Here is a 22,008-nt window from a genome sequence, read left to right as displayed (position 1 = left end):
ATAACGGTAATTTATGTCACATTGTTTACTGTTTTGGCGAACATTATGTGTCTAAATCATAGATAATTCCATTTATTCAAATAAAAGCAGGGCTGCCTGGATCAAATCGACCCAACCAGCCCTGCTTATGTTTACAATATACTTTAGCCTGTTTTAATTCTCCGGTAAGTCTCCTCATCGGCAACAATATAGAGTCTGGCATCGGCCGGAATCGGCTGCTCCAGCTTACGGTTAATGCCAAGGTCGCCACGGTCGGACAGCAGGGTTGCTCCCTGCCGCAGCAGAGCCTGAAAGGCGTCACCATAGGTATTCCAGGCACTGCTGCGCGGAATCTCATAGATATCATCGCCATGCTGGCGGCTGAGCAGTTGGGTGATCACTTCAGAATTGCCTTCCTGCAGGGCAGATCTTACCGCGAGTCTGGAGATGGCATCATGGGAGAGCACGAACTCGTTCACATGAACATGCTTGAAGTTCTGAATGTTCTTCTCCTGCATGATTTCTACGGTTGTATGTACTTGCGGGGCGATCCGTTCAATACTGGAGGCGATCAGCAGCGTCTTGCCGTCGCTCAGCGAGGCCTCGTCTATGCGGGTATCGCCGAACACGATCGCCGCTCTGGCGCTCCCGATGTTCGCCTTCAGCAGAATATCATCACTGGAAGCATCCCCGCTGATGAAGTGAACCTGCTCCAGCTGTTCCAATGGATGCCGGCCGTTCTCATCAATGATCACGATCTTGCACTTGGCGTCATAACACAGAATTTCATCCACAGCCGCCTGCGTTTTACGGCTCCAGTTAATCAGTATGACATGATTATGCCCGTGAAAGTTCAAGGTTCCGGCTCCTCTCCTGCGCTGCATCTCTCCCATGGCATCGATAACCTTACCGATGACCAAACTGAGCAGTCCGATGCCAAAGATATATATGAATATCGTAAATACCTTACCAATGGCTGTAGTAGCGAAATAGTCGCCGTAGCCTACAGTAGCCATTGTGGTCATTACCCAATAAAAGGCGTTGAACCAGTTATGAAAAGTGTCCGGCTCCAGCAGGAACGCAGTGGTTGCACTCAGAATGATGAATGCCAGGATGATCAGAGCTATGGACTTCTTCTTTAGATGCAGCAGCTTGCCGGAAATTCGGATTAGAAAATGCAATGCTCATCCCTGCTTTCGGGTAGTTAGCTTAAGCCGGCCGGGCAGCTGCCGCCCCAACATCCCAGGTACGGCAGCTGCCCTGCTGTAAGGCCGGTCCTTTTAAATAATCAGGCTGCTGACCGCAAACGCTGTTCCGACAAAGACCATACAGAGTGTTACGCCTACCGCAACATTCCCTTTCTGCAGCTGCTCCGAAATCCGGAACCCGGGAGTGAACAGCTCAAAGATCCAGTAAGAGGCAACCAGGCACACATACCCCACCGCGAACCAGAGCATCATGAACCAGATTGAGGTATTCGTATAGGCCGCCACACCAAGAATGATCGCCGTGGCCAGAAACTTGCCGCCAAAGGCCAGTGATACCGCGACATTCCCCTTCTTCAGCTCCTCCATGTCTTTAAAAGGCGTCATCAGGGTGAATACAACCATACCCAGCACCTGAAGCAGAACAATGGTCAGAATACTAACCACCAGATTAATAACAATCGTCAATTAGCCCACCCCCGGAATTTCGCATAGGCCGAATCATAGTCGGCGAAATCATGTACTTCCTCCAGCACTACGGAGGCTGTCTTTTGTTTCTCGAGTGCTGTATAGCGCTTGTCGTCAATCGGCTGCTTGATCCGGTTGCCGGAAGGCAGCTCAAGTACGGCAAAGTTTCTGGTTTTATCCTGATACTGGGTTTTGTATACCCCGACAAGATCTACATCAGTTGTGATCGATACCTTGAGATTAGCCAGATCCTCCGTTGCTGTCTTCTGGTCCCCGTATGATTTAAGCGTAGTCCAGGAAGACAGCTTGATATCGTTCTTCTGATCGGCATCTGTCACGAGCTCAGCGTCCATGAACTGCAGCGTCCATATGGTATCGCCTGTAGCATAATTGCCGTCGTTAGGCAGCAGCTCATTATCCGGCAGCACGGTCATGTCGCTGCCGATCAGATCGCCTACCTTGCCTTCGACCACCCGGTAATCCCACGGTACCCGCGATACACTGTCCGTTGTTTCTGTATCCGTATGGAACACACTGTTACTGTTTCCTGAGCATGCGCTTAGCAGCATGACTGCCAGAAGCAGCATTGCGGTCAGCGCCCCGCCCCTAATTCTGCGTCCGGCGGCACGTCCCTCTCTACCCTTGTTCATCTTCAAGCCCCCTCACTCCTAGCGCGATAAAATGACTGGCATTGCCTGTAATCGGTCCGCCAGCCCTGCCGAGCAGACCGCAGGGCTTCCCGTTAATCACGAACATGCCGGTCAGCAGGTGAAGCTCTCCTTCACTGGTCTGAATCCGGGCCATTTCGGCTCTTTTTTGATAGACCACCGGGAACAGCTGGCTGCTGTCATAGCCTTCTTCATCCTCTATTTCAAGCGTACCGCTGTCATCAAAAATCCGCACGGACCCGCCTTCCCGGCCGAAGACAGACTTGGACACAAAGCTTTCGGAGAATACCGCCTTATTATACGTAGGCAGTATGTAACGGGAGATGACCTGACGTTCCTCTTCGCTGAACAGCAGGCCCAGCTCATACATCCCCCATACCGCAGCAATCAGCCCCTTGGATTGCAGGATGATGCTGTGCGGACCGTTGAACAGCTGGAGCTTCCCGGTCTCGATGGCGTAGGCCAGGGCGTCGCCGCCTTCATCCACAGCCATCCACTCCTTCGGATAGAGCGCGAACATCCGCTCAATGATCCGGTCCTCTGCGTCCTTCACTACACCTTCATCAATCCACAGGTCCAAGCAATCGACGCAGCGGATATCCAGTCCGCTATGTGCTGCCAGTGCATCTATCGTTCCGGTATCCTCCTGATGGCTGCCATAGGCAACACAGGCTGCCGTATCCGGACGTTCAGCGCCCCAGGCGGCAGCAAGCTGCTGCTTCATTGCGGCATTGGCATTCCCAATACCTGCCTCTGCGCAGATCCACGGCGTAGCAATAGAGGCCTCCACATAGCCGGTCGGCGTATCGGCATTCAGCTCCAGCAGCTTAATCGTCCCGTCTCCGGCTACAGCAAAATCAAACCGGGCATACCGGCTAATCAGCCCCGGCTCAGGCATTGGGCAGTCGTCGAGCATCTGCCACAGCACCGGGGGAATTCCCAGCAGATCATACAGGTCATGCTTAAGATGGACGTAGCGGACCGCCTTATCCAGAACCATCCACAGTCCTGATGAGGCATCCTTCAGTTCCCGGTAGGTCTCTCCGCGCATTACAGCTATCGCATCCAGCCAATATTCCTCTTCCTCCAGGTCAGCCCAGGTGAAGCCCAGCTCATGCAGCTGCTGTACCCGGGGTGCCCGCTCCAGAGCGGACTGGTCCAGATATTCGAAGACGCTCTCTGCCGGAATCATCCGCCGAAGCCGCTCTTGCTTGAGCTTTTGCCGGAGCTTTTACTTGAGCTGGACTTCGAAGTCGAGGAGCTTGATTTGTTCGAGCCCAGCCCGCTGGAGGTGCCGCCGATTCCGCCTGATTTCGAAGAGGTGTTCCTTCTGGTGATGGAGCCGGTCGATGAAGTCGAAGTCTTCGGTTTCACCACTGATCCGGCTACAGGCTTGTTCTGGAAGCTGCCGCTGCTGTAGGTTGGTGGCTTATAGGCAGTACGTGTGCCTCCGTAATAAGTCGGCCGGTCATTGTACCAGCCTCTTGATGAGTAGAACGAACCGCTGTTGAACAGCATGTGATATAGGAGCAAATCATCCCAGCCGAATCCCGAGTTATAACCGCCATAGTTGTTAATTACCGTTGTCCCGCCTGATGTTACCGCTCCCTGCCCTTCCTGGACAGTCTCCTCCTGATTCTCATCCGGATATGGAATATTCCAGTCAACATTCTTGTCGAAATAATTCTTAACTTCCTCGGTAGACCAGGATACCAGCTTCGGTTCATCCCCCGTACCGCCGGTACTCCCGCTGGCACCAGCGCCTCCGGGAATAAATAACGCATTGGCCAGCAGGGCAATGCCGAGCGAGGTCGACAATACGCGGATCGGCTTGCCATCAGGGGTGAACAGCCTGCTTACAGCAGGTTCTTTAACATTTTCGTCTTTTGCCAACTTGGGCCCTCCTTTCCTGATAATGTTCCTTAACCTTCGGTACGCATCGGAACCAGCAGAAGCTCAAGCTTCCCTTCGTCCACATTCAGCCGGCCCTCTACAGCCTCAAACTCACGGCCGCCTACGACTATATAATTCACATGCTCCAGGGCCGTGATCATGTTCATGCTCCAGACGCGCTCCTCAATAATCTGCAGGTCTCCTTCCGGCATCTTCTCGAACAGAATGACCTTCATTCCATTATCCACACCATACCAATCCCTTCTGAACACTCTTATGCTTCTGATACGCTGCCGCTATTATTTCGTTTCAACTCGCGCAGCCTGGAATATCTGTACCCCCAGCACTCCATCCCTATCTATATTATCTGTTCGGGCTCAACTAAATTCTATGCCTAACAAATAATAATGGCAATGTCCTTAGGATGAATACCCCCGGCTGATTTATAGCACCTTCTGGACCCAGTTGTCTATGACATGATCCGGCTGGATGCCTAAATCCCGCTGTAGCAGTTCTTTATACTTATCGTAGTGTTTCCTAAACCCGATGAAATCTCCCAGGTCGGCGTAACTTCTCAGCACCAGCCGGCAGATTTGATCGGAATACGGGTCTAGTGCCTGCAGAATCAGCAGCCTGTCCAGTGCCTGCCGGTGACGTACGGAGGATAATTCATATTCGGCCGAATGCAGCGACATGCGGATAAAGCGGATCTGCAATTCCTTGCGCCGCGTTTCTGCCCAGTCATAATGATGTTCTTCCAGATAGTCTCCGCGGTACAGACTCAGCACCGCTTCTCTGCGCGCCCATTCCTCTTCCGATTCCACAGAGGTATTGCAGTATCCCAGCTCGAATTCTTCCAGATCGAGCAGCACCTTCTCCTTGGTCAGCCTGTAACGCTCCTGCGAGAACTCAACCCGCACATCCATATCCCAAGCCTTAAGCAGCTTACGGATATGGTACACCGTTGTATGCAGGTTGGTTACTGCTTTCTCCGGCTTGAAGTCCGGCCAGACCCAATCCACAATGGTATCCTTAAGAATCCATTGGCCGCGGTTATGGAGCAGCAGGGCGAACACTTCCTGCGCTTTGCTGGTTCTCCACTGCATCTTGCGCCCAGGCTCCGTGCTGTCCATGAACTCCAGACGTTTGAAGCAGAGAATCGAGAGCTGTTTGACGGCAGCTGCAGGCTCCGGGAGCGCCTCCACACGCGCTTCATTCTGCTCTATGCGAATCTCTAGGCGTTCGAGCGTTTTGCTCAGGCGCTGGGAGGTTACCGGCTTCAGCAGATAGTCGGCGGCGTTCAGTTCAAAAGCCTCAATAGCATACTCACTGTATGCTGTGATATAGACAATCCGCGTGCTCCGGTCCAGACCGGCTATATACTCGCCGGCTTCCAGCCCGTTCATCTCAGGCATACCTATATCCAGGAAGACGATATCCGCCTTCTCCCGCTCCAGATGCTCCAGTCCCCGTCTTGCCGAAGTATACTTGCCGGTAATCTCCAGACGTCCGTCTTTCAGGAGCAGGCGCTCCAGATGCTGCAATGCAGGCTTTTCATCATCGATTAGTATCGCTTTCATTGAAAGGACTCACCTCATGTCATCGTTCTCGAGTGTCGCTTATCTAGGAATTGTATAAGATATCGCCGTCCCCTGGCCGGGCACACTGTGAATACTCAGGCCTGTTCCGTACATTTTGAGCAGCCGGCGCTGAATATTCCGCAGTCCGATGCCGCCCTCTGTCCGTTCTTCTGACAGAACCTCCGCAATCCGCTGCGGAGACATCCCGACACCATCATCTTTGACGGCAACCACAAGCTGGCCGGGCAGCAGTTGAATCGACAGCTGCACTGTCCCTCCAGCCTCCTTCTGCATCAGCCCGTGGTTGACGGCATTCTCTACAATCGGCTGAATGCTGAGCGGCGGAACCAGTCCCATAATATCGTCCGGGACATCGAACTCGATATTCAGCCGCTCGTCAAACCGCGCCTGCTCGAGGGCGAGATAGGACTGAACCAGCCCCAGCTCCTTCTCAATAGGAACGGTCTGTCCCCGGTTCTGGAAGTCAAAGCTGCTCCGCAGGTACTGGCTGAGATCCAGCAGCAGATCAGTGGCCTTATCCGGGTCTACCGGACATACGGAGATGATCGCATTGAGCGCATTATACAAGAAATGCGGCTTGATCTGGGCCTGCAGGAAGGCAATCTCCGCCTGAACGGATATCCGGACAGACTTGCGCATATCGAGCAGTGTCTGCACGCGCGCCTTGAACTCACGCAGTTCCACCGGCTTGCTCAGATAATCATTGGCTCCGGCTTCGAACGCAGCCTGGATATCCTCGGGGCGGCTGCTCGCCATCAGCACCAGAATCGGCAGCTCCGACAGAACAAACCGTTCACGGATCGTTTTGCATAATAACAATCCAGGTATTTCCGGCATCACCCAGTCTGCGATGACGAGATCGAGTTCAGGGTACTGCTGTATTTTACCTATAGCTTCGGCCCCGCTGCTGGCCGTAATCACCGAATGGTTCTCCAGCTGCAGCACACTAACCAGCACCTGAAGATTGACAGGATCATCATCCACAACCAGAATGAAGCAGCATTCCGCAGGCGGCGGCAGGACTGGTTCTTTTCCCGGCAGTTGGACTGCCGCCGCCTCCCAGCCGGTAATATCCAGATACTCCTGCTCCAGCAGCGCTTTGCTTTTCCGCAGGATGGGTTGTGTGAAGCGGAAGACAGAGCCGTGCCCCAGCTCCGAATGCACCTCTATCTCTCCTCCGGCCAGCTCAACCAGCCTCTGGGTAATGCTGAGACCGAGTCCGGTTTCCCGGTAGGCTTTCTGGGCTGCGGGTCCGCTTGGATCATATGCATCAAAGATGGAGTGCAAACGCTCAGGAGCAATCCCCTTCCCCGTATCCGTGATAAGAATGGCAACATACTCTTCTTTAACCTCTGCAGACAGCGTTATCACGCCTTGAGGCGTATAATTGACGGCATTTTCCAATAAATTATACAGAATTTGAGCAAGGCGCTGTTCATCCGTCTCCAGCAGGGGAAGCTCCCCGGGCAGGTCCAGGCGGAATTCAAGATTGGACTTTCCGTATACCTGGCGCGTCACCTCCATGATGGAAACAGCCGCGGTGCGGAGATCCACCGCCTGCCGGCGCAGAAAGAGCGAGCCGTGATTCAGCTTCGCGAAGTCAGACATATCATTGATTAAGGCTGACAGCCGCTTGCCCGTCGAGACAATCATGAGCAACTGCTCACTCTGGGCACTGCTCACGGAGCCTGCCGCACCCTGCGCCAGTGTCTGGGCCATGTTGACCATTCCCTGCAGCGGCTTGCGGAGCTCATGGGAAGTATCGGAGATGAAATCGTCCTTCAAGCCATCCAGTGTCTGCAGCCTGCGTGACAGTTGCCCCACCTCAAGGAAAGAGGACGCATATTGCCGGGTCATAATAATCGCCTGAACGAACCCGAACAGGACAATTTCATAAGAGATTATGAAATAGCTGAATGACAGGTTCATAAAACTGACCAGGTAGCAAATAATAACGACGCTGAGACTCTCAATGCTGACCATCATCAGGAACATATTTTTCGGGTTCCGCCTTGTTCCCTGAACCATAGAGTAGAGCACAAAGCCGATACTTACCGCACCCCAGGTCAGCAGCATGCCCTCCAGATAGCTGAATAGATAGGCCGGCATGAATATTGAGATCAGCAGCAGCATGCTCGTAATCATTTTAGATGCCTTAATGACCGCAATAGACATCGGGTAATTCACGGAATTGGCGACATAGCGCAGCAGATAATAGTAGACCAGCGTGGAAGAAGCCAGCTGCAGCTTGAGCACAATTTCATACGGAAGCCCGGGAAGCCCTGCCGAGATCAGCTTCTCGCCGTGGGTCAGAATGTAGACAAAGGCCGCCATGCAGAATAGACCCAGATAAAGGGTGACCCCCCGGCTCTCTCTAACCTTGGAGAACATCAGCAGGAATAGAGAAAGAATAATAAATCCGAACAGCGCCCCGCCGTCTACAAACAGCGCAAATTCGCGGTGCTTCATAATAGAGCCCTGATTACCGATGACAATCGGCATAACGATACCTCCGGAGGAGTAGCTGTAATTCGCCACCTGTACAATAATCTCCATGGTATCTCCGGTCACCGAAGCAAACCCCGTATAGGGTATATTATTCTGCTTCCCCTCAGAAGCCGTGGGAGCAGGGCTGCCGCTGCTGCCAATCTCCTGCCCGTTCACGAAGACCCGGCTTGCCGTACGGATGTTGCTGGTGCGCAGACCGTACACTACGGCTTCCCCATAGGCAATCCTGGCCTGCAGACGGTAAGTGCCGTACCCTTTGGCTGCGGGTTCCCCGGTGACGGATATATAAGGATTCCACTTCCCCGGAACCTGTACCATTCCGGACACGGCAGGCACGCCCGGGTCCTTCCGCTCCTTGGAGAACACCTCAGGCATCAGCAGCGCGCCGCGGTACAGCTCCCATTCCCCGTTCAGCTTCACAACACCGTCTTTGCCGAAGTCCCAGCTGCGCAGATCGATCATACCTTGCCGGGCCTGCGGCATTCCGCGGTTTATATGGAAAGTCTGGAGGACAGAGAGCAATGGAATGATCAACACCAGCACCAGACTGCCTAGAATACTCAGCCAATATTTTTTCATGCGCCATGCCATTCCCTTCTAGCTGTCAATGTATAAATTATACATTAAATTCTATTTACTTAAGTGCACTAAAAAAGCCGATTCCCATTTATTTCGGAATCGGCTGCTTATCTTATTAGATTAAAATTTTAGGAATATTTCACTTTACTTCCGGAGCTGCGACTGCGGAAGCTGTGCTCTCCTGGGTTTTGGACAGAAAGATATTAAGAATAATTGCTGTCAGAGACCCGGATACGATTCCGTTCTGCAGTAGCATTCTGGCGAATTCCGGCAGCTGGTCGAACATGGACGGCAGCACAGCAGAGCCGAGACCGACAGCAATACTACAGGCGGCAATCAGCAGATTGCCATCCTTACGCAGGTCAACATCCGAGAGAATCGACATGCCGGATGCGGCAACCGATCCGAACATGACAATCATCGCCCCGCCAAGCACCGCATTCGGCACGACTGTAGTCAGCGCTGCCAGCTTCGGCAGCAGCCCGAGCACGATCATAATTCCGCCGGCGGCAAAAATAACATTGCGCGTCTTCACCCGGGTCAGCGACAGCAAGCCGACATTCTGGGAGAACGCCGTATAAGGGAACGCATTAAACAATCCGCCGAGCATGATGGCAAGCCCTTCAGAACGCAGGCCGTTCACGATCTGCTTCTGTTCTACCTGCTGGTCTGTAGCCTTGCCCACGGCAAAATACACACCCGTCGATTCCACCATGGACACAATATTAACGATAATCATCGTGAAGATCGCAGTAATGCTGAACTGCGGCCAGCCGAAGTAGAATGGCTGGGCCACACTCACCCAAGAGGCCGTAGTCACTGTAGAGAAATGTACGATGCCCATGGCATAGCCGATTACGGTTCCGACAACCAGGCCTACCAGTACAGATACGGAACGCAGGAAACCTGTAGTCAGGCGGTTCACCGCCAGAATTACGAGCAGTGTAATCAGGGCCAGCAGCAGATTGCGGGGCTGGCCGAAATCAGCGCTGCCCTGTCCGCCGGCCACATTATTCATCGCTACCGGGATCAGCGAGAGCCCGATGATCGTTACTACGGAGCCGGTTACTACTGTAGGGAAGAATTTCAGCAGCTTCCCGTATATCGGGGCTGCCAGTACAACGAACAGACCGGAGATAATAATAGCCCCGTACGCTGTCGGGAGATTGGAGCCTGAAGCGATAGCGATAATCGGGCTGACTGCAGTAAAGGTACAGCCGAGTACAACGGGAAGTCCGCTTCCGAAATATTTGCTGCCCATAATCTGCAGCAGTGTTGCCAGTCCGCAGGTGAACAGATCCGCTGCGATCAGATACGCCATCTGCGTTCCGTTCAAATTCAGTGCCCCGCCGACCACCAGCGGCACAATCACAGCTCCGGCGTACATAGCCAGCACATGCTGAAGCCCGAGGGCGAATATCTTCTGTTTGCTTAGCATCCTGCACTCTCCTTAATTAATTCTTCCGCACGGGCAGTGCCGGTGCAGGGATTATCTATAAAGTGAACTTCTCCTGGAGACATCGAAGCAATCCGCGCCAGGGCATGTACCGGAATTCCGCGCTGCTCCAGCAGGCTGCGTCCTTCCTGGAAGCTCTTCTCAATGACACAGCCGACTCCCATCAGCCGCGCCCCGGACTCCTCCACGATATCGCATAGGCCTATAAGCGCTGCACCGGTAGCCAGAAAGTCATCGACAATCAGCACGTTGTCGCCAGGTCCGAGATACTTCTGCGAGATGCTGATCAGGTAGTCTTCCTGACGGGTGAAGGAATGCACCGGTGCGGAGTAGACCGCCTCGGTGAGGGTAACAGCCTTCTTTTTCTTGGCATAAATAAACGGCACACCCAGCGCAATGCCTGCAGCCATGGCGAACTGGATGCCGCTGGCCTCTACAGTCAGCACCTTGGTAATGGGCTGATCTCCGAAGATAGCTTTGAATTCCTGCCCGATTTGCAGCGCAAGCTCCGTGTCCACCTGATGATTCAGAAACGAGTCTACCTTCAGCACAGTCTCCGATAAAATTAAGCCTTCTTGTCTAATGCGTTCCTCCAGTACTTTCATTACAGCGATTCTTCCTCCTTTAAAATAAAAAGGACAGATCCCCTTGAGTGTTTCTCTCAAGTGAATCTGTCCTTCTGGGTTTTTGTCCCTTAGTGGTGTAACACATAAGCGTGTCCGCATCGCTTGGACCAGTCCTTCCTCTGCCGCAGCACAAGAAACGGAACCCTAGATGCGCTATTTCACTCATAGTCGGATAATTACAGTGGTCATCCGGTAGAAACTTATGGGCCATATTCCCAAGATTATATGAGGTATTATGATAAGCCTGTTTTTAAAAACCTTCGTATATCTTACACGCTCTGTATGATCCTTACAAGCAAAATTTTAAGTATATTTGCTGTGAATTTCAAAGTTTTTCATGAAATACACCCGCATTTCAGCTGGAAATGAACACCTGAAAATCTTGTAAATTTAGGTTTTTCGGTATTTTCTCTATGTCTTCTATTTCGCCCGCCGTCTATAGAAAGTATACTTATACATATTTGGTAGTACTAACTGAACAAAGGCGGCGAACTATGAGGATTAAACAACAGGTTTGGTTAGCAACACTCGCATCTATACTGCTGCTGGGCAGTATGATTACTATATCTACTCTCTATCTGGAGGGCATTCCCCGAATTTTCGCTACTGCATTAGGCGGGGTCGGCATTCTGATTGGAATAGGCCTCATCTTCAGCATTCAGCGGAATATAGACCACGGGCTGGACCGGATTACGAGTATCTCCCGGGATATCGCCGATGGGACGCTTAACCCTGCAGCCGCAGCTACTGTGCGCAAGGATGAATTCGGCCAGCTCGCGGACTCTTACTATACGCTGGCCGCCGATCTTCACCACAGAGCCGCTGAAGAACGCGAACTGCGCATGAAAGCGGAGGAGCAGGCCTGGATTAATACGCAGGTGTCTGAGATGGCTATGCAGCTTCAAGGATCGGTGCATCTGCAGACAGCAGCGCGTGTATTTATCAGCAGGCTGGCTGTCGCTGTCGGCGGAAGCTATGGAGCCGTATATATGAAGCAGGAAGGTCAGCTGAATTTCGCAGCTGGCTATGCCTTTGACGAATCGGCACGCCGCCTCGAACCCATCCAGCTGGGCAGCGGACTGGTCGGACAATGCGCGGTGGATCAGCAGACCCTCGTGCTGGTGGATCTTCCGGAGCATTATATCAAAGTCCATTCCGCGCTGGGTGAAGCTTCCCCTTCATCGCTTATCGTAGTCCCGATTATGCATGAGCGGGAAGTGGTAGCCGTAATGGAGCTGGCAGCTTTGCACCCGTTTGGCTCCAAGGAGCACGAGCTGATCGAGCGGACCGGTCAGAACATGGGAGTGCTGATCAATACTTTGGCCGGCGTGGCCAGAATTGAAGAACTGCTGAGTGAAACCCAGCTGCAGAAAGAAGAGCTCGAAGCGCAGACCGAGGAACTGACGGCACAAACCCAAGAGCTGGAGGCACAGACCGAAGAGCTTATGGCCCAAACCGAGGAACTGCGGCTGCAGACCGATCAGCTCCAGGATCAGGGAGAAGAGCTGAAGATGCAGGCCGAGAACCTGCTGTCCTCCAATGAAGAGCTTCAGGCGCAAATGGAGCTGACAGAGGAACAAAAAGCCGAGATTGAAGCCCAGGCCGATGAACTGAGGCAGCAGACGGAAGAACTGTACGCCTCTAATTTGGAGCTGCAGCAGCAGATGGAGATTACCAGCCGTCAAACCGCGGAGATCAAGGCGCAGGCTGACGAATTGTCTGCCGCCAACCGCGATATGCAGCAGCAGCTGCAGATTACTGAACGCCAGAAGGCCGAGATTGCCGATCAGGCCGAGGAGCTTCAGGCGCAAACGAACCAACTGCTGGACCAGAAGGAGGAACTCCAAGCCCAGACAGAGGAACTTCAGACGCAGACAGAGGAACTTCAGACGCAGACGGAGGAACTTCAGGCCCAGACGGACGAGCTGCAGGCGCAGGCCGATGAACTTCTGACCCAAAAAGAAGAACTCGCGGCCTCCCATGACCAATTGCTGCTTCAAGTTGAACTTACCGAACAGCAGAAAGAGGAGATTCAGGCGCAGGCCCAGGAAATCTTCTTAGCTGCCCAGTATAAATCGGAATTCCTTGCCAATGTGTCGCATGAGCTGAGAACACCGCTGAACAGCCTGCTGATCCTCTCGCAGATTCTCGCCGAGAACAAGGAAGGCAATCTTGAGGCGAAGCAGCTGGAATATGTGCATACCATCTTCTCTGCAGGCAAGGATCTGCTGCAGCTTATCGACGAGATTCTCGATCTGGCCAAGCTGGAGGTCGGCAAGATGACCTCCGTTCTTGAACCGGTCTCTTTGCAGGACCTTAGCAACCACGTCTTCCGCCATTTTGAACAGCAGGCCAAGAAAAAGAATCTCCGGTTCGATGTCCATTCAGACAGCAGGCTACCTGACCATCTGATGACCGACGGCCACAGACTGCAGCAGATCATGAATAATCTGTTGTCCAATGCTATTAAATTCACCCCGGAGCAAGGCTCCGTTTCCCTGTCCATCCGCACCAGCGGCGAAGAAGTAATCTTCTCTGTCAGTGATACCGGCATCGGCATTGCCGCCTCCAAGCTGGGGAGCATCTTCGAAGCGTTCCAGCAGGCGGACGGCACCACCAGCCGCAAATACGGCGGCACCGGTCTTGGGCTCACGATCTGCCGCGAGCTGGCTACCCTGCTGGGCGGAAGAATTGAAGTGGATTCCGTTGAAGGCAAAGGCAGCACCTTCTCGCTGATCATTCCTGCAGTCGAGCCGGGAGAGGACGCACAGGCGCTGGCTGCCGCTACCTTTGCAGCCGCAGCCACTGCGGATATGCCGGGCTGCGAGACCAACAGCCGGGAGAATCCAGCTTTCCGGGAATCGTTCGTTCCCGATATTTCCATCTCGAATCCGAAGCTGCTGCAATATGCCGAGATGGAAGATGACCGCGTCAATCTGCTCCCCGGTGACATCCTCCTGCTGATCATAGAGGAGGATGCGGAATTCGCCACTATGCTGCTTGAACTGGCGCGCAGCCGGGGCTTCAAGGCGATCGTCGCCTTCCAGGGCGATCAGGGTCTGGCGCTTGCACATGCCTACAAGCCCGACGCCATCCTGCTGGATCTGCATCTTCCCGTTCTGGACGGCTGGTCAATTATCAGCCGGCTGAAGAGCCGGCCGGAGCTGCGCCATATTCCGGTGCATGTCATCTCGACAGCCGAGGAGAATCAGCAGAGCCTGGCGATGGGCGCCTTGTCCTTCTGGAAGAAGCCAAGTGATTATGCCGAGCTGGAGGCAGCCTTCCTGCAGATTGAGACGTATATCCGCCGTCCGGTGAAGAGCCTGCTGATTGTTGAAGACAACAAGATTCTGCGCAGCAGCCTTGTCGAATTCATCGCCCATCCCGATGTGAACATTATTGCGGTCGGCACAGGCAGGGAAGCGATGGAGCATCTGGCCAGTCATCATTTTGACTGCATGGTGCTGGACTTAGGCCTGTCGGATATTTCCGGCTTCGATCTGCTGGAGCAGGTCAAAACCAACCGTAAGCTGCAAACCCTGCCGGTCATTATCTATACAGGCAAGGATCTCAGCAAGAACGATGAGCAGCGCCTCAAGCACTACGCCGAGAGCATTGTCATCAAGAATGTACGGTCTATGGAACGGCTCTACGATGATACGGCCTTATACCTGCACCGCAAGCATGCCGATCTGCCGCCAGACAAACAGCGCCTGATCGAGAATCTGCACAATCCGGAGTCGGCGTTTGCCGGAAAAAGCATACTGCTTGTGGATGATGATATGCGTAATATTTTTGCGTTATCCAGTGTGCTCGAAGGTTATAATATGGAGATCAGCTTTGCCCAGAATGGTAAAGAAGCCCTCGAGCATCTGGAGACACACCCGGATGTTGAGCTCGTATTCATGGATATTATGATGCCGGAGATGGATGGTTACGAGACCATGAAGCATATCCGGCTCAGACCGGAGTATGAACAGCTGGTGATTATCGCCTTAACCGCCCGCGCCCTGGAGGAAGACCGGGTCAAATGCCTGCAGGCCGGAGCGAACGATTATATATCCAAACCGATAAATACGACACAGCTGGTGAGTGTGCTGAAATTATGGTTGATTCAGTAGGAGGAATTATGGAGTATCCTATTAATATTTTACTTGTCGATGACCGGCCGGATGAGCTCCTGTCGATACAGGCTTTGCTGGCCGACACCCCTTATCAGCTGATTGGTGCAACCTCCGGCATGGAGGCCCTGAAGTGTCTGCTAGAGCAGGAGTTCGCCCTGATTATTATGGATGTGCTCATGCCGGACATGGATGGATTTGAAACGGCGAAGCGGATCAAAGCGCGTCAAAAGTCGCGTGACATCCCGATTATATTCCTCACCGCGCTGACTTCAGAGCTGGAGAACTATATGATGGCCTATTCAGCCGGAGCTATAGATTTCCTGACCAAGCCGTTCCATCCGATCGTGCTCAAGAGCAAAATTGACGGCTTCGTCCGCCTCTATCAGACCCACAAAGAGCTGCAGCTTAAATCCCAGGAGCTGGAGGCCGCGAATAGCGTCCTGACCGAGCTGAAGGACACTGCCGAAGTCGCTCTACGGATCAAAAGCGGCTTCCTCGCCATGATGAGCCATGAAATCCGCACACCGCTGAACGGAATTATTGCCATGTCAGATGTACTGCGGACCTCTGAGCTGGCGGCGGATGACCTGGAAATGGCCGAAATCATTCATACAAGCGGCCACGCGCTGGTGTCTGTCATTAATCATATCCTGGACTTCACCAAGATTGAATCCGGCAAAATGGAGCTGGACTATGAGCTGTTCAACCTCCACTCCTGCATCAAGGAAACCGTGGATCTCTTCCGGGCACTCGCCAAGGAACGCAATCTGGCCCTGGAGACCTTCATCGATCCTGCCATTCCCGCGCTGCTCGTGGGCGATCCCAACCGTTTGCGCCAGGTACTGAACAACCTGATCGGCAATGCAATCAAGTTCACCTACTCGGGCGGCGTTAAGGTAGGGGTTCATCTCCGGCAAGCGATGGATAGGGTAATGGAGCTTGAGTTCATTATTGCAGATACCGGCATCGGCATTCCTGCGGACAAAATGAAATACCTGTTCCAGCCGTTCACCCAGATCGGCGCTACGATCAACCGTAAGTTCGGGGGGACCGGACTCGGGCTGTCCATCTGCAAAATGCTGGTCGACCTGATGGGCGGAACAATCTACGCTAAGCAGGATGTTGAGCAAGGTGCCGTCTTCATCTTCACGATTCAGGTCAGTGAAGGACAACCGGATTAAGACGGGCCGAGTCCATCTGATGATTTCCGCAACTGTACCGTATTCTTTTGAGCAGAACTCCCGGAGTCCAGGCACATCAAAGAACCGTAAGTCTCCCCCCGGAGACTTACGGTTCTTTGTGTACGCTCATAGGTCTGCTGCGCCTTATTCCACGCTTATTCCACGCCGCCAGGCAGCATTTCCACCTTTTTGTTGTTCAGCACATTGTCCTCAAGCACGGCGAATTTATCGCCATACTCTTTAATAATATGCTGTTCTCCCCAGGCGCACAGGGAATCCAGAATGGACCCGAGCGTCTGTCCATATTCGCTCAGCTCATATTCCACTTTGGGCGGAACCTGATTATAGCTAATCCGGTTGACGATGCCGTCCTGCTCCAGCTCGCGGAGCTGCTGGGTCAGCATTTTCTGCGTAATATTCGGCATATGCCGCTTCAGGTCGCTTGTCCGCAGCTTGCCATGCGTCAGGTGGCATAGTATAACGCATTTCCACTTCCCCCCGATCACTTCAAGCGTAGCCTCGACCGAAATATTATATTTTTTAGCCATTATAGTGCCTCCTGTATGCTCACTGTACATCCCTTTATGTGTCGCCAGCGGGTAGTTTATGGGTACTTTTTGGTACCTATAGTACTTTAAAGTACGTACTGTCCATTTGCGTATCTGTACTCCATAATAGCACTTACCGGCCGGTGATTACCATAGTAGGAGTGAAGAACATGTCTCTGGACACAAAAAGAAGTACCCTCGCGCTGCTGGCTCTGGCGATCAGCGCCTTTGCGATAGGAACAACCGAGTTTATCAGTGTCGGGCTGCTGCCGCTCATTGCTGATGACCTGAATATATCCGTGACCACCGCCGGATTAACCGTAACTCTGTATGCACTCGGCGTAACCTTCGGTGCGCCTGTGCTAACCTCGCTGACGACAAGAGTCTCCCGCAAAACACTGCTGCTCCTGCTGATGCTCGTATTCATCGCCGGTAACAGTCTTGCGGCCGCTGCTGGCGGAATCGGCACTCTGCTGGCCGCCCGGGTGATATCCGCCCTCTCGCATGGCCTGTTCATGTCGATCGCCTCCACCATCGCCGCCGATCTGGTGCCCGAGAACCGCAGGGCCAGCGCCATCTCCATTATGTTCACCGGGCTTACCGTAGCTACGGTCACCGGCGTGCCGCTCGGCACCTTCCTCGGACAGCAGCTGGGCTGGCGGGCTGCCTTCACCGCCATTGTGGTGATCGGCATCCTCGCGCTGATCGCCAATCTGATTCTGGTACCCGCCGGACTCCGCAAGGGGACCCGTACGCCGCTGCGCGAGCAGGTTAAGCTGGTGACGAACGGCCGCCTGCTGCTGGCTTTTGCCATTACAGCCCTGGGCTACGGCGGAACGTTCGTCGTCTTCACCTATCTCTCCCCGCTGCTGCATGAGATCAGCGGCTTCCAGGAGAAGACGGTCGCCGTGATCCTGCTCGTCTATGGCATCGCCATTGCCATCGGCAATGTGATCGGCGGCAGAGCAGCGAACCGCAAGCCGATGAACGCCTTATTCTATATGTTCGCCCTGCAGGCTGCCGTGCTGCTGATCTTCACCTTCACGGCTCCATTCAAGACCGCTGCCCTGATCACCATCTTCTTCATGGGGCTGCTCGCCTTCATGAACGTCCCCGGGCTGCAGGTCTATGTAGTAATGCTGGCTGACCGGTTCGCACCCGGCGCCAGAGATGTCGCCTCTGCCGTCAACATTGCCGCCTTCAATGCAGGCATCGCCATCGGCGCCTATCTCGGCGGGCTGGTCACCGATCATATGGGACTGATCCACACCGCCTGGGTGGGCGCAGTCATGGTCTTCGGGGCCGTTCTGCTCACGGCCTGGAGCCGGGCGCTGGAGAACAGAGACGAGCGTATGCAGCGGACGGAAGCTGCTTAACCTGCAATGCTGTGTACGCCGCAAAAGGCAGTGTGCGCAGTCAAGCGGCATGTATGGTCTGATTTAGGCTATAGCTGCCGCAATCCCTTTCTCGTATTAACTCGCCGGCTATGGCGGGGAGAGCTCCTTGCTTCCTAAAATCCTGCCCAAAATACAACATTACCCTTTTTATTCCGGGCAAATTTCAAGATTGTTGGATAAAAGGCAGCATTTCTCGTCTTGTAAGCAGCTTATCGAAGAAATTATTGTATTTAATACAACAATCCTTTAGAAAATCCAGATATCAGGGAATCAAAGCTGCACTACGTACAACATTTCTGCCCGTCCAGTTTGAAATTAATGTTTTCATTCTGTCATCAGCGAATCAGATCTGCGGATTGAATGTTCCGCTTGTCTAATTATTATCTTACCTTTAACTACACTATTCCTTCAGGAGGTCATTCAATATGGCACAGCATTTACAAGATACAACTATACTTCAGGGCGGCGTGAATATGCCGTGGGTTGGACTCGGAGTTTTTCAGGTAGAGGACGGCGACGGGCTGGTGCAGGCGGTGAAGTCCGCAATTGCCCACGGCTACCGCAGCATTGATACAGCCGCAGTCTATGCCAACGAACGCGGAGTGGGGCAAGCAGTCAAGGAAGCTATGGCCGATAACAAGCTGGCCCGCGAAGAGCTGTTCATAACCTCCAAGGTCTGGAATGCAGACCTTGGTTATGAAGAGACCCTTGCCGCTTACGAGGCCAGTCTTGAGAAGCTGGGCCTAGAATATTTGGATCTGTATCTCATTCACTGGCCGGTGAAGGGCAAATACAAGGAGTCCTGGAGAGCGCTAGAAGCCCTTTATAAAGCCAGCCGCGTCAAAGCCATCGGCGTCAGCAATTTCCAGATTCATCATCTGGAGGATATTCTCCAGGATGCCGAGATCAAGCCGATGGTCAATCAGGTTGAGCTGCACCCTTATCTGTCCCAGCAGCCATTGCGGAGCTTCGCTAAGACGCATGGTATCCAGATGGAAGCATGGGCTCCGCTGATGCAGGGCCAGCTGCTGGATCAGCCGGTGCTGGCTGAGATCGCCGCCAGCCACGGCAAGTCCGTTGCCCAGATCATCCTGCGCTGGGATCTGCAGCATGGGATCGTCACCATTCCGAAATCAACCAGAGAGCAGCGGATCATCGAGAACGCCTCCCTGTTCGATTTCGAGCTGAGCAGCGCCGACATGGAGCGCATTGACAGCCTCAATCGGGATCAGCGGACCGGCCCCGATCCGGACAATTTTGATTTCTAAGCGGTAGGCGTTCCGCCAGGTGTCCAGCACGCATTATAACTGCTATATACGGTACACTTAAGATTTGAATTTGAAGCTTGGTCGTCACTGCGCTGAACATTTGGACTTCCGGCCGTTGTTGTCCCCAGATTTACATGATTCGAACCGCTTTTCGCGGTAGAAATCCGGTGACAAAGCGGTCGCTATCGCTCCTACAATTCCAAATTCCCCCTCCGCTTTGTTTTTGCTTTTCGTTAATTTCTTTAGTGCTTCTTAATATAATAGTAGAAGCTCCCGCCTTCACACTCTGAAGGGGGAGCTTTTTGCTCTTACTCTTTGCTCTTACTCTTTACTCTTTACTCTCATTCTTTACTCTTCGCCCCTTTGCCCTTACGTTGCCTGCTCTGTCTCTACCCGCCCACCACAGCAATCAACACTGGGAGAGCCAGGAAGGACGCCAGCGTAGTCCAGACAATACAGCGCGAGACCAGCGCAGGCGAGCTGCCGAAGCGTTCGGCCAGCACTACGGAATTGACGGCTACCGGCATCGAGGCCAGAATCATCAGCACCGAGAATAAGGTGCCCGTAATATTCAGCGCAAGCAGCACCAGCGCGGCCAGCAGCGGAGCCAGCAGCAGCCGGACGGTCAGCCCCGTCCAGAATGCAAGCTGCACGTTGCGCTCCGTATGCGCAGCCCGGACCTTCACCATCTGTGCGCCGAGGATCGCCAGCACTACCGGCGAGTACGCTCCTGCGGCCATCGATACGCCCGAAGCCAGCTCATGCGGCATATGCAGGCCGAGCGCCCGTAGCAGTAGGGCCACCATGGCTGCATAGATGGCCGGCAGCGAGAAGACCGACTTCACGGCGCTGCGCACCGAGAACTGTGATCTGGCGGCAAAATACACGCCGATTGTATTCACAATCACCATCTGGGCGATGACATAGACCGAGGCCTTGTCCAGGCCAAGCTGGCCGAAGGCCAGCAGCACCAGCGGCAGACCGTAATTGACGCTGTTCGTGAAGGTGGAGATGAGCGTCAGGCCGGCGGCTTCCGGCGGAGCCAGCTTCAGGATTTTGCCGATCAGGGTAGCCAGCCCCCATAAGAGAAACAGATTCAGCAGCGAGAATGCGAGCGTCTTATAGACATCATCGAACGAGATATCCGCCGTAGCGAGCGTATCCAGAATAATCGCCGGACTGAGAAAATACAGGTACAGCGTCAGCAGGGGCTTCGTGTCGAGATTCTTATAACGTCCGAGCAGCGCCCCGGCGGCCACCGGAATGGACAGCGGCACAATAACCTCCACAAGTGTCGATAGCACAGTCTGAATCACAAGCCAGGACCCCTCTGTTCTTTAGTTACTCCCTACTATAACTCCCCCGGCAGGGAGCGTCTAAGACACGGAATCAATATCCTTAATAGCCATTACCTATGGCAGCCCGCCGCTTGCGGACTGTGTAACTAATATGGCCCGAAGGGCAGAATCGGCACCTTACCAAGGGATAGATTAGACCTTACTCCCCCCCGCTCTGCCAAGGTGCCTGACATTCACCTGGAAGTGACGGCATAGCATCCCACTCTGAGGCAATAGTTGGAAAAACGTATCTTAATACGGCTTTTTATGATCCTTTGCCGCAATTAAGTGGATTAACGTCATTTAATTTCCTGCCTTTTCTCTATTCTGATTTATATGCAGCCTATTAAGTGCTGATTTTCCAACTATTGTCCGGCAGGTAATCTTCCGCTCATAAGCAAGTGGAGAAATTCCATCTATTTCGATCCACTGGCTCTACCTCCACCACCGGTTATCAGGCGCAGCGTATAAATTCATATCTTTAGACAAAAAATCCTGTACCCTTATTAAAGCAGGGTACAGGATTTAAGAATTACAGGATTTAAGGTTTACAGCATTTTAATCTCAAGCAGCTCATATTTGATGACGCCCATCGGGGCATTGACGCTGATAATGTCGCCCACTTTTTTGCCGATCAGCTCTTTGCCGAGCGGACTTTCGTAAGAAATCTTGTTGTCCAGCACATCAGCCTCTGCGGGACCTACCACTCTATATTCAATCTTTTCGGAGTATTCCACATCATTCAGAATGACGATGCAGCCCACGCTGACTGTGCTCAGATCCATATTGCTGGAATCTACAATCTGCGCCTTGATCAGCATCTTCTCCAGAATCATGATCCTCGTCTCCATGAAGGATTGATCCTCCTTCGCGGAGTGGTATTCGCTGTTCTCCTTCAAATCGCCGTAGCTGATCGCCAGCTTAAGCCGGGCTGCAAGCTCCTTGCGCCCTGCTCCCTTAAGTTCTCTCAGCTCTTCTTCGAGCTTGGCTAACCCTTCTTTCGTCAAAAACACTTCGTCATTGTTGGACATATTTACAACTCCTATTATTTGCTCGCTTTATTGTATTCTAACTCATATCCGCCCAACATGCGAAGAGAAAGCGCTACAATGGAGAACTTCCACTAGGACCGGCAAGAATCTGGCGTGGCGGGTTTGCTGTGTATCTGGC

17 protein-coding genes and 1 riboswitch are annotated in these 22,008 nt (G+C 53.2%); of the genes, 4 read left to right on the top strand and 13 right to left on the bottom strand.

The window, feature by feature from the left end; translation table 11 throughout:
• Positions 1 to 143: 143 nt before the first annotated feature.
• The 10 genes from MKZ24_RS05990 to MKZ24_RS05945 form a co-directional block, all read right to left on the bottom strand.
• Positions 144 to 1,160 (bottom strand): potassium channel protein, encoded by a 1,017-nt coding sequence (locus MKZ24_RS05990; RefSeq protein ID WP_340781677.1) that lies wholly within the window; start codon positions 1,158 to 1,160, stop codon positions 144 to 146.
• Positions 1,161 to 1,259: 99 nt separating this feature from the next.
• Positions 1,260 to 1,652: a DUF350 domain-containing protein gene (locus MKZ24_RS05985; RefSeq protein WP_042240724.1), complete on the bottom strand. Its 393-nt coding sequence runs from the start codon at positions 1,650 to 1,652 to the stop codon at positions 1,260 to 1,262.
• A complete protein-coding gene (locus MKZ24_RS05980; RefSeq protein ID WP_042240727.1) occupies positions 1,649 to 2,302 on the bottom strand; it encodes a hypothetical protein in 654 nt (217 codons plus the stop codon). The genes MKZ24_RS05985 and MKZ24_RS05980 overlap by 4 nt, the downstream gene beginning before the upstream one ends.
• On the bottom strand, positions 2,289 to 3,512 hold the full coding sequence (locus MKZ24_RS05975) for a glutathionylspermidine synthase family protein (RefSeq protein WP_042240730.1): 1,224 nt from the start codon (positions 3,510 to 3,512) through the stop codon (positions 2,289 to 2,291). The genes MKZ24_RS05980 and MKZ24_RS05975 overlap by 14 nt, the downstream gene beginning before the upstream one ends.
• A complete protein-coding gene (locus tag MKZ24_RS05970) occupies positions 3,509 to 4,213 on the bottom strand; it encodes a hypothetical protein (protein WP_340781676.1) in 705 nt (234 codons plus the stop codon). The genes MKZ24_RS05975 and MKZ24_RS05970 overlap by 4 nt, the downstream gene beginning before the upstream one ends.
• Positions 4,214 to 4,242: 29 nt before the next feature.
• Positions 4,243 to 4,449, bottom strand: coding sequence for a hypothetical protein (locus MKZ24_RS05965; protein ID WP_042243779.1), 207 nt, complete (start codon positions 4,447 to 4,449; stop codon positions 4,243 to 4,245).
• Positions 4,450 to 4,656: 207 nt separating this feature from the next.
• A complete protein-coding gene (locus MKZ24_RS05960) occupies positions 4,657 to 5,793 on the bottom strand; it encodes a response regulator (RefSeq protein WP_340781674.1) in 1,137 nt (378 codons plus the stop codon).
• 39 nt (positions 5,794 to 5,832) lie between these two features.
• Complete coding sequence (locus tag MKZ24_RS05955; protein WP_340781673.1) at positions 5,833 to 8,901, bottom strand: hybrid sensor histidine kinase/response regulator; 3,069 nt, start codon at positions 8,899 to 8,901, stop codon at positions 5,833 to 5,835.
• Positions 8,902 to 9,040: 139 nt separating this feature from the next.
• A complete protein-coding gene (locus MKZ24_RS05950; protein ID WP_039304744.1) occupies positions 9,041 to 10,339 on the bottom strand; it encodes a nucleobase:cation symporter-2 family protein in 1,299 nt (432 codons plus the stop codon).
• Positions 10,333 to 10,962, bottom strand: coding sequence for a xanthine phosphoribosyltransferase (locus MKZ24_RS05945; protein WP_042240744.1), 630 nt, complete (start codon positions 10,960 to 10,962; stop codon positions 10,333 to 10,335). Before MKZ24_RS05945 ends, MKZ24_RS05950 begins: the two co-directional genes overlap by 7 nt.
• Positions 10,963 to 11,128: 166 nt before the next feature.
• Positions 11,129 to 11,232, bottom strand: a riboswitch (purine riboswitch).
• 245 nt (positions 11,233 to 11,477) lie between these two features.
• Between MKZ24_RS05945 and MKZ24_RS05940 the strand changes: the two genes are divergently transcribed.
• Positions 11,478 to 15,104 carry a response regulator gene (locus tag MKZ24_RS05940; protein ID WP_340781671.1) on the top strand — a complete coding sequence of 1,209 codons (3,627 nt, stop codon included), beginning with the start codon at positions 11,478 to 11,480 and terminating at the stop codon, positions 15,102 to 15,104.
• 8 nt (positions 15,105 to 15,112) lie between these two features.
• On the top strand, positions 15,113 to 16,288 hold the full coding sequence (locus MKZ24_RS05935; RefSeq protein WP_042240745.1) for an ATP-binding response regulator: 1,176 nt from the start codon (positions 15,113 to 15,115) through the stop codon (positions 16,286 to 16,288).
• Between the two features lie 155 nt (positions 16,289 to 16,443).
• Here MKZ24_RS05935 and MKZ24_RS05930 read toward each other — a convergent pair whose 3' ends face one another.
• Complete coding sequence (locus tag MKZ24_RS05930; RefSeq protein WP_197073007.1) at positions 16,444 to 16,836, bottom strand: winged helix-turn-helix transcriptional regulator; 393 nt, start codon at positions 16,834 to 16,836, stop codon at positions 16,444 to 16,446.
• A gap of 170 nt (positions 16,837 to 17,006) precedes the next feature.
• On the opposite strand from MKZ24_RS05930, the gene MKZ24_RS05925 reads away from it, so the two are divergent.
• Positions 17,007 to 18,212 (top strand): MFS transporter, encoded by a 1,206-nt coding sequence (locus MKZ24_RS05925; RefSeq protein ID WP_340781670.1) that lies wholly within the window; start codon positions 17,007 to 17,009, stop codon positions 18,210 to 18,212.
• Between the two features lie 446 nt (positions 18,213 to 18,658).
• Positions 18,659 to 19,501 (top strand): aldo/keto reductase, encoded by an 843-nt coding sequence (locus MKZ24_RS05920; RefSeq protein ID WP_340781669.1) that lies wholly within the window; start codon positions 18,659 to 18,661, stop codon positions 19,499 to 19,501.
• Between the two features lie 389 nt (positions 19,502 to 19,890).
• Here the strand turns inward: MKZ24_RS05920 and MKZ24_RS05915 are convergent, their stop codons facing one another.
• Positions 19,891 to 20,817, bottom strand: coding sequence for an AEC family transporter (locus MKZ24_RS05915; protein WP_340781668.1), 927 nt, complete (start codon positions 20,815 to 20,817; stop codon positions 19,891 to 19,893).
• 569 nt (positions 20,818 to 21,386) lie between these two features.
• A complete protein-coding gene (gene greA, locus MKZ24_RS05910; protein WP_042240755.1) occupies positions 21,387 to 21,869 on the bottom strand; it encodes a transcription elongation factor GreA in 483 nt (160 codons plus the stop codon).
• Positions 21,870 to 22,008 lie beyond the last annotated feature (139 nt).

Source organism: Paenibacillus sp. FSL R7-0297, assembly GCF_038009025.1.
In the GTDB taxonomy this organism is placed as follows: Bacteria; Bacillota; Bacilli; order Paenibacillales; family Paenibacillaceae; genus Paenibacillus_AQ.
Note: the sequence above shows the minus strand (reverse complement) of the source record. Positions and strands in the feature narration are given on the sequence as shown.

Bases quoted from the DNA above. Each gene is read 5' to 3' on its own strand.
- MKZ24_RS05975 (WP_042240730.1), bottom strand. From the start codon at position 3,512: ATGATTCCGGCAGAGAGCGTCTTCGAATATCTGGACCAGTCCGCTCTG.
- MKZ24_RS05925 (WP_340781670.1), top strand. From the start codon at position 17,007: ATGTCTCTGGACACAAAAAGAAGTACCCTCGCGCTGCTGGCTCTGGCG.
- MKZ24_RS05930 (WP_197073007.1), bottom strand. From the start codon at position 16,836: ATGGCTAAAAAATATAATATTTCGGTCGAGGCTACGCTTGAAGTGATC.
- MKZ24_RS05950 (WP_039304744.1), bottom strand. From the start codon at position 10,339: ATGCTAAGCAAACAGAAGATATTCGCCCTCGGGCTTCAGCATGTGCTG.
- MKZ24_RS05965 (WP_042243779.1), bottom strand. From the start codon at position 4,449: ATGAAGGTCATTCTGTTCGAGAAGATGCCGGAAGGAGACCTGCAGATT.
- greA (WP_042240755.1), bottom strand. From the start codon at position 21,869: ATGTCCAACAATGACGAAGTGTTTTTGACGAAAGAAGGGTTAGCCAAG.
- MKZ24_RS05960 (WP_340781674.1), bottom strand. From the start codon at position 5,793: ATGAAAGCGATACTAATCGATGATGAAAAGCCTGCATTGCAGCATCTG.
- MKZ24_RS05955 (WP_340781673.1), bottom strand. From the start codon at position 8,901: ATGAAAAAATATTGGCTGAGTATTCTAGGCAGTCTGGTGCTGGTGTTG.
- MKZ24_RS05935 (WP_042240745.1), top strand. From the start codon at position 15,113: ATGGAGTATCCTATTAATATTTTACTTGTCGATGACCGGCCGGATGAG.
- MKZ24_RS05980 (WP_042240727.1), bottom strand. From the start codon at position 2,302: ATGAACAAGGGTAGAGAGGGACGTGCCGCCGGACGCAGAATTAGGGGC.
- MKZ24_RS05940 (WP_340781671.1), top strand. From the start codon at position 11,478: ATGAGGATTAAACAACAGGTTTGGTTAGCAACACTCGCATCTATACTG.
- MKZ24_RS05945 (WP_042240744.1), bottom strand. From the start codon at position 10,962: ATGAAAGTACTGGAGGAACGCATTAGACAAGAAGGCTTAATTTTATCG.
- MKZ24_RS05920 (WP_340781669.1), top strand. From the start codon at position 18,659: ATGGCACAGCATTTACAAGATACAACTATACTTCAGGGCGGCGTGAAT.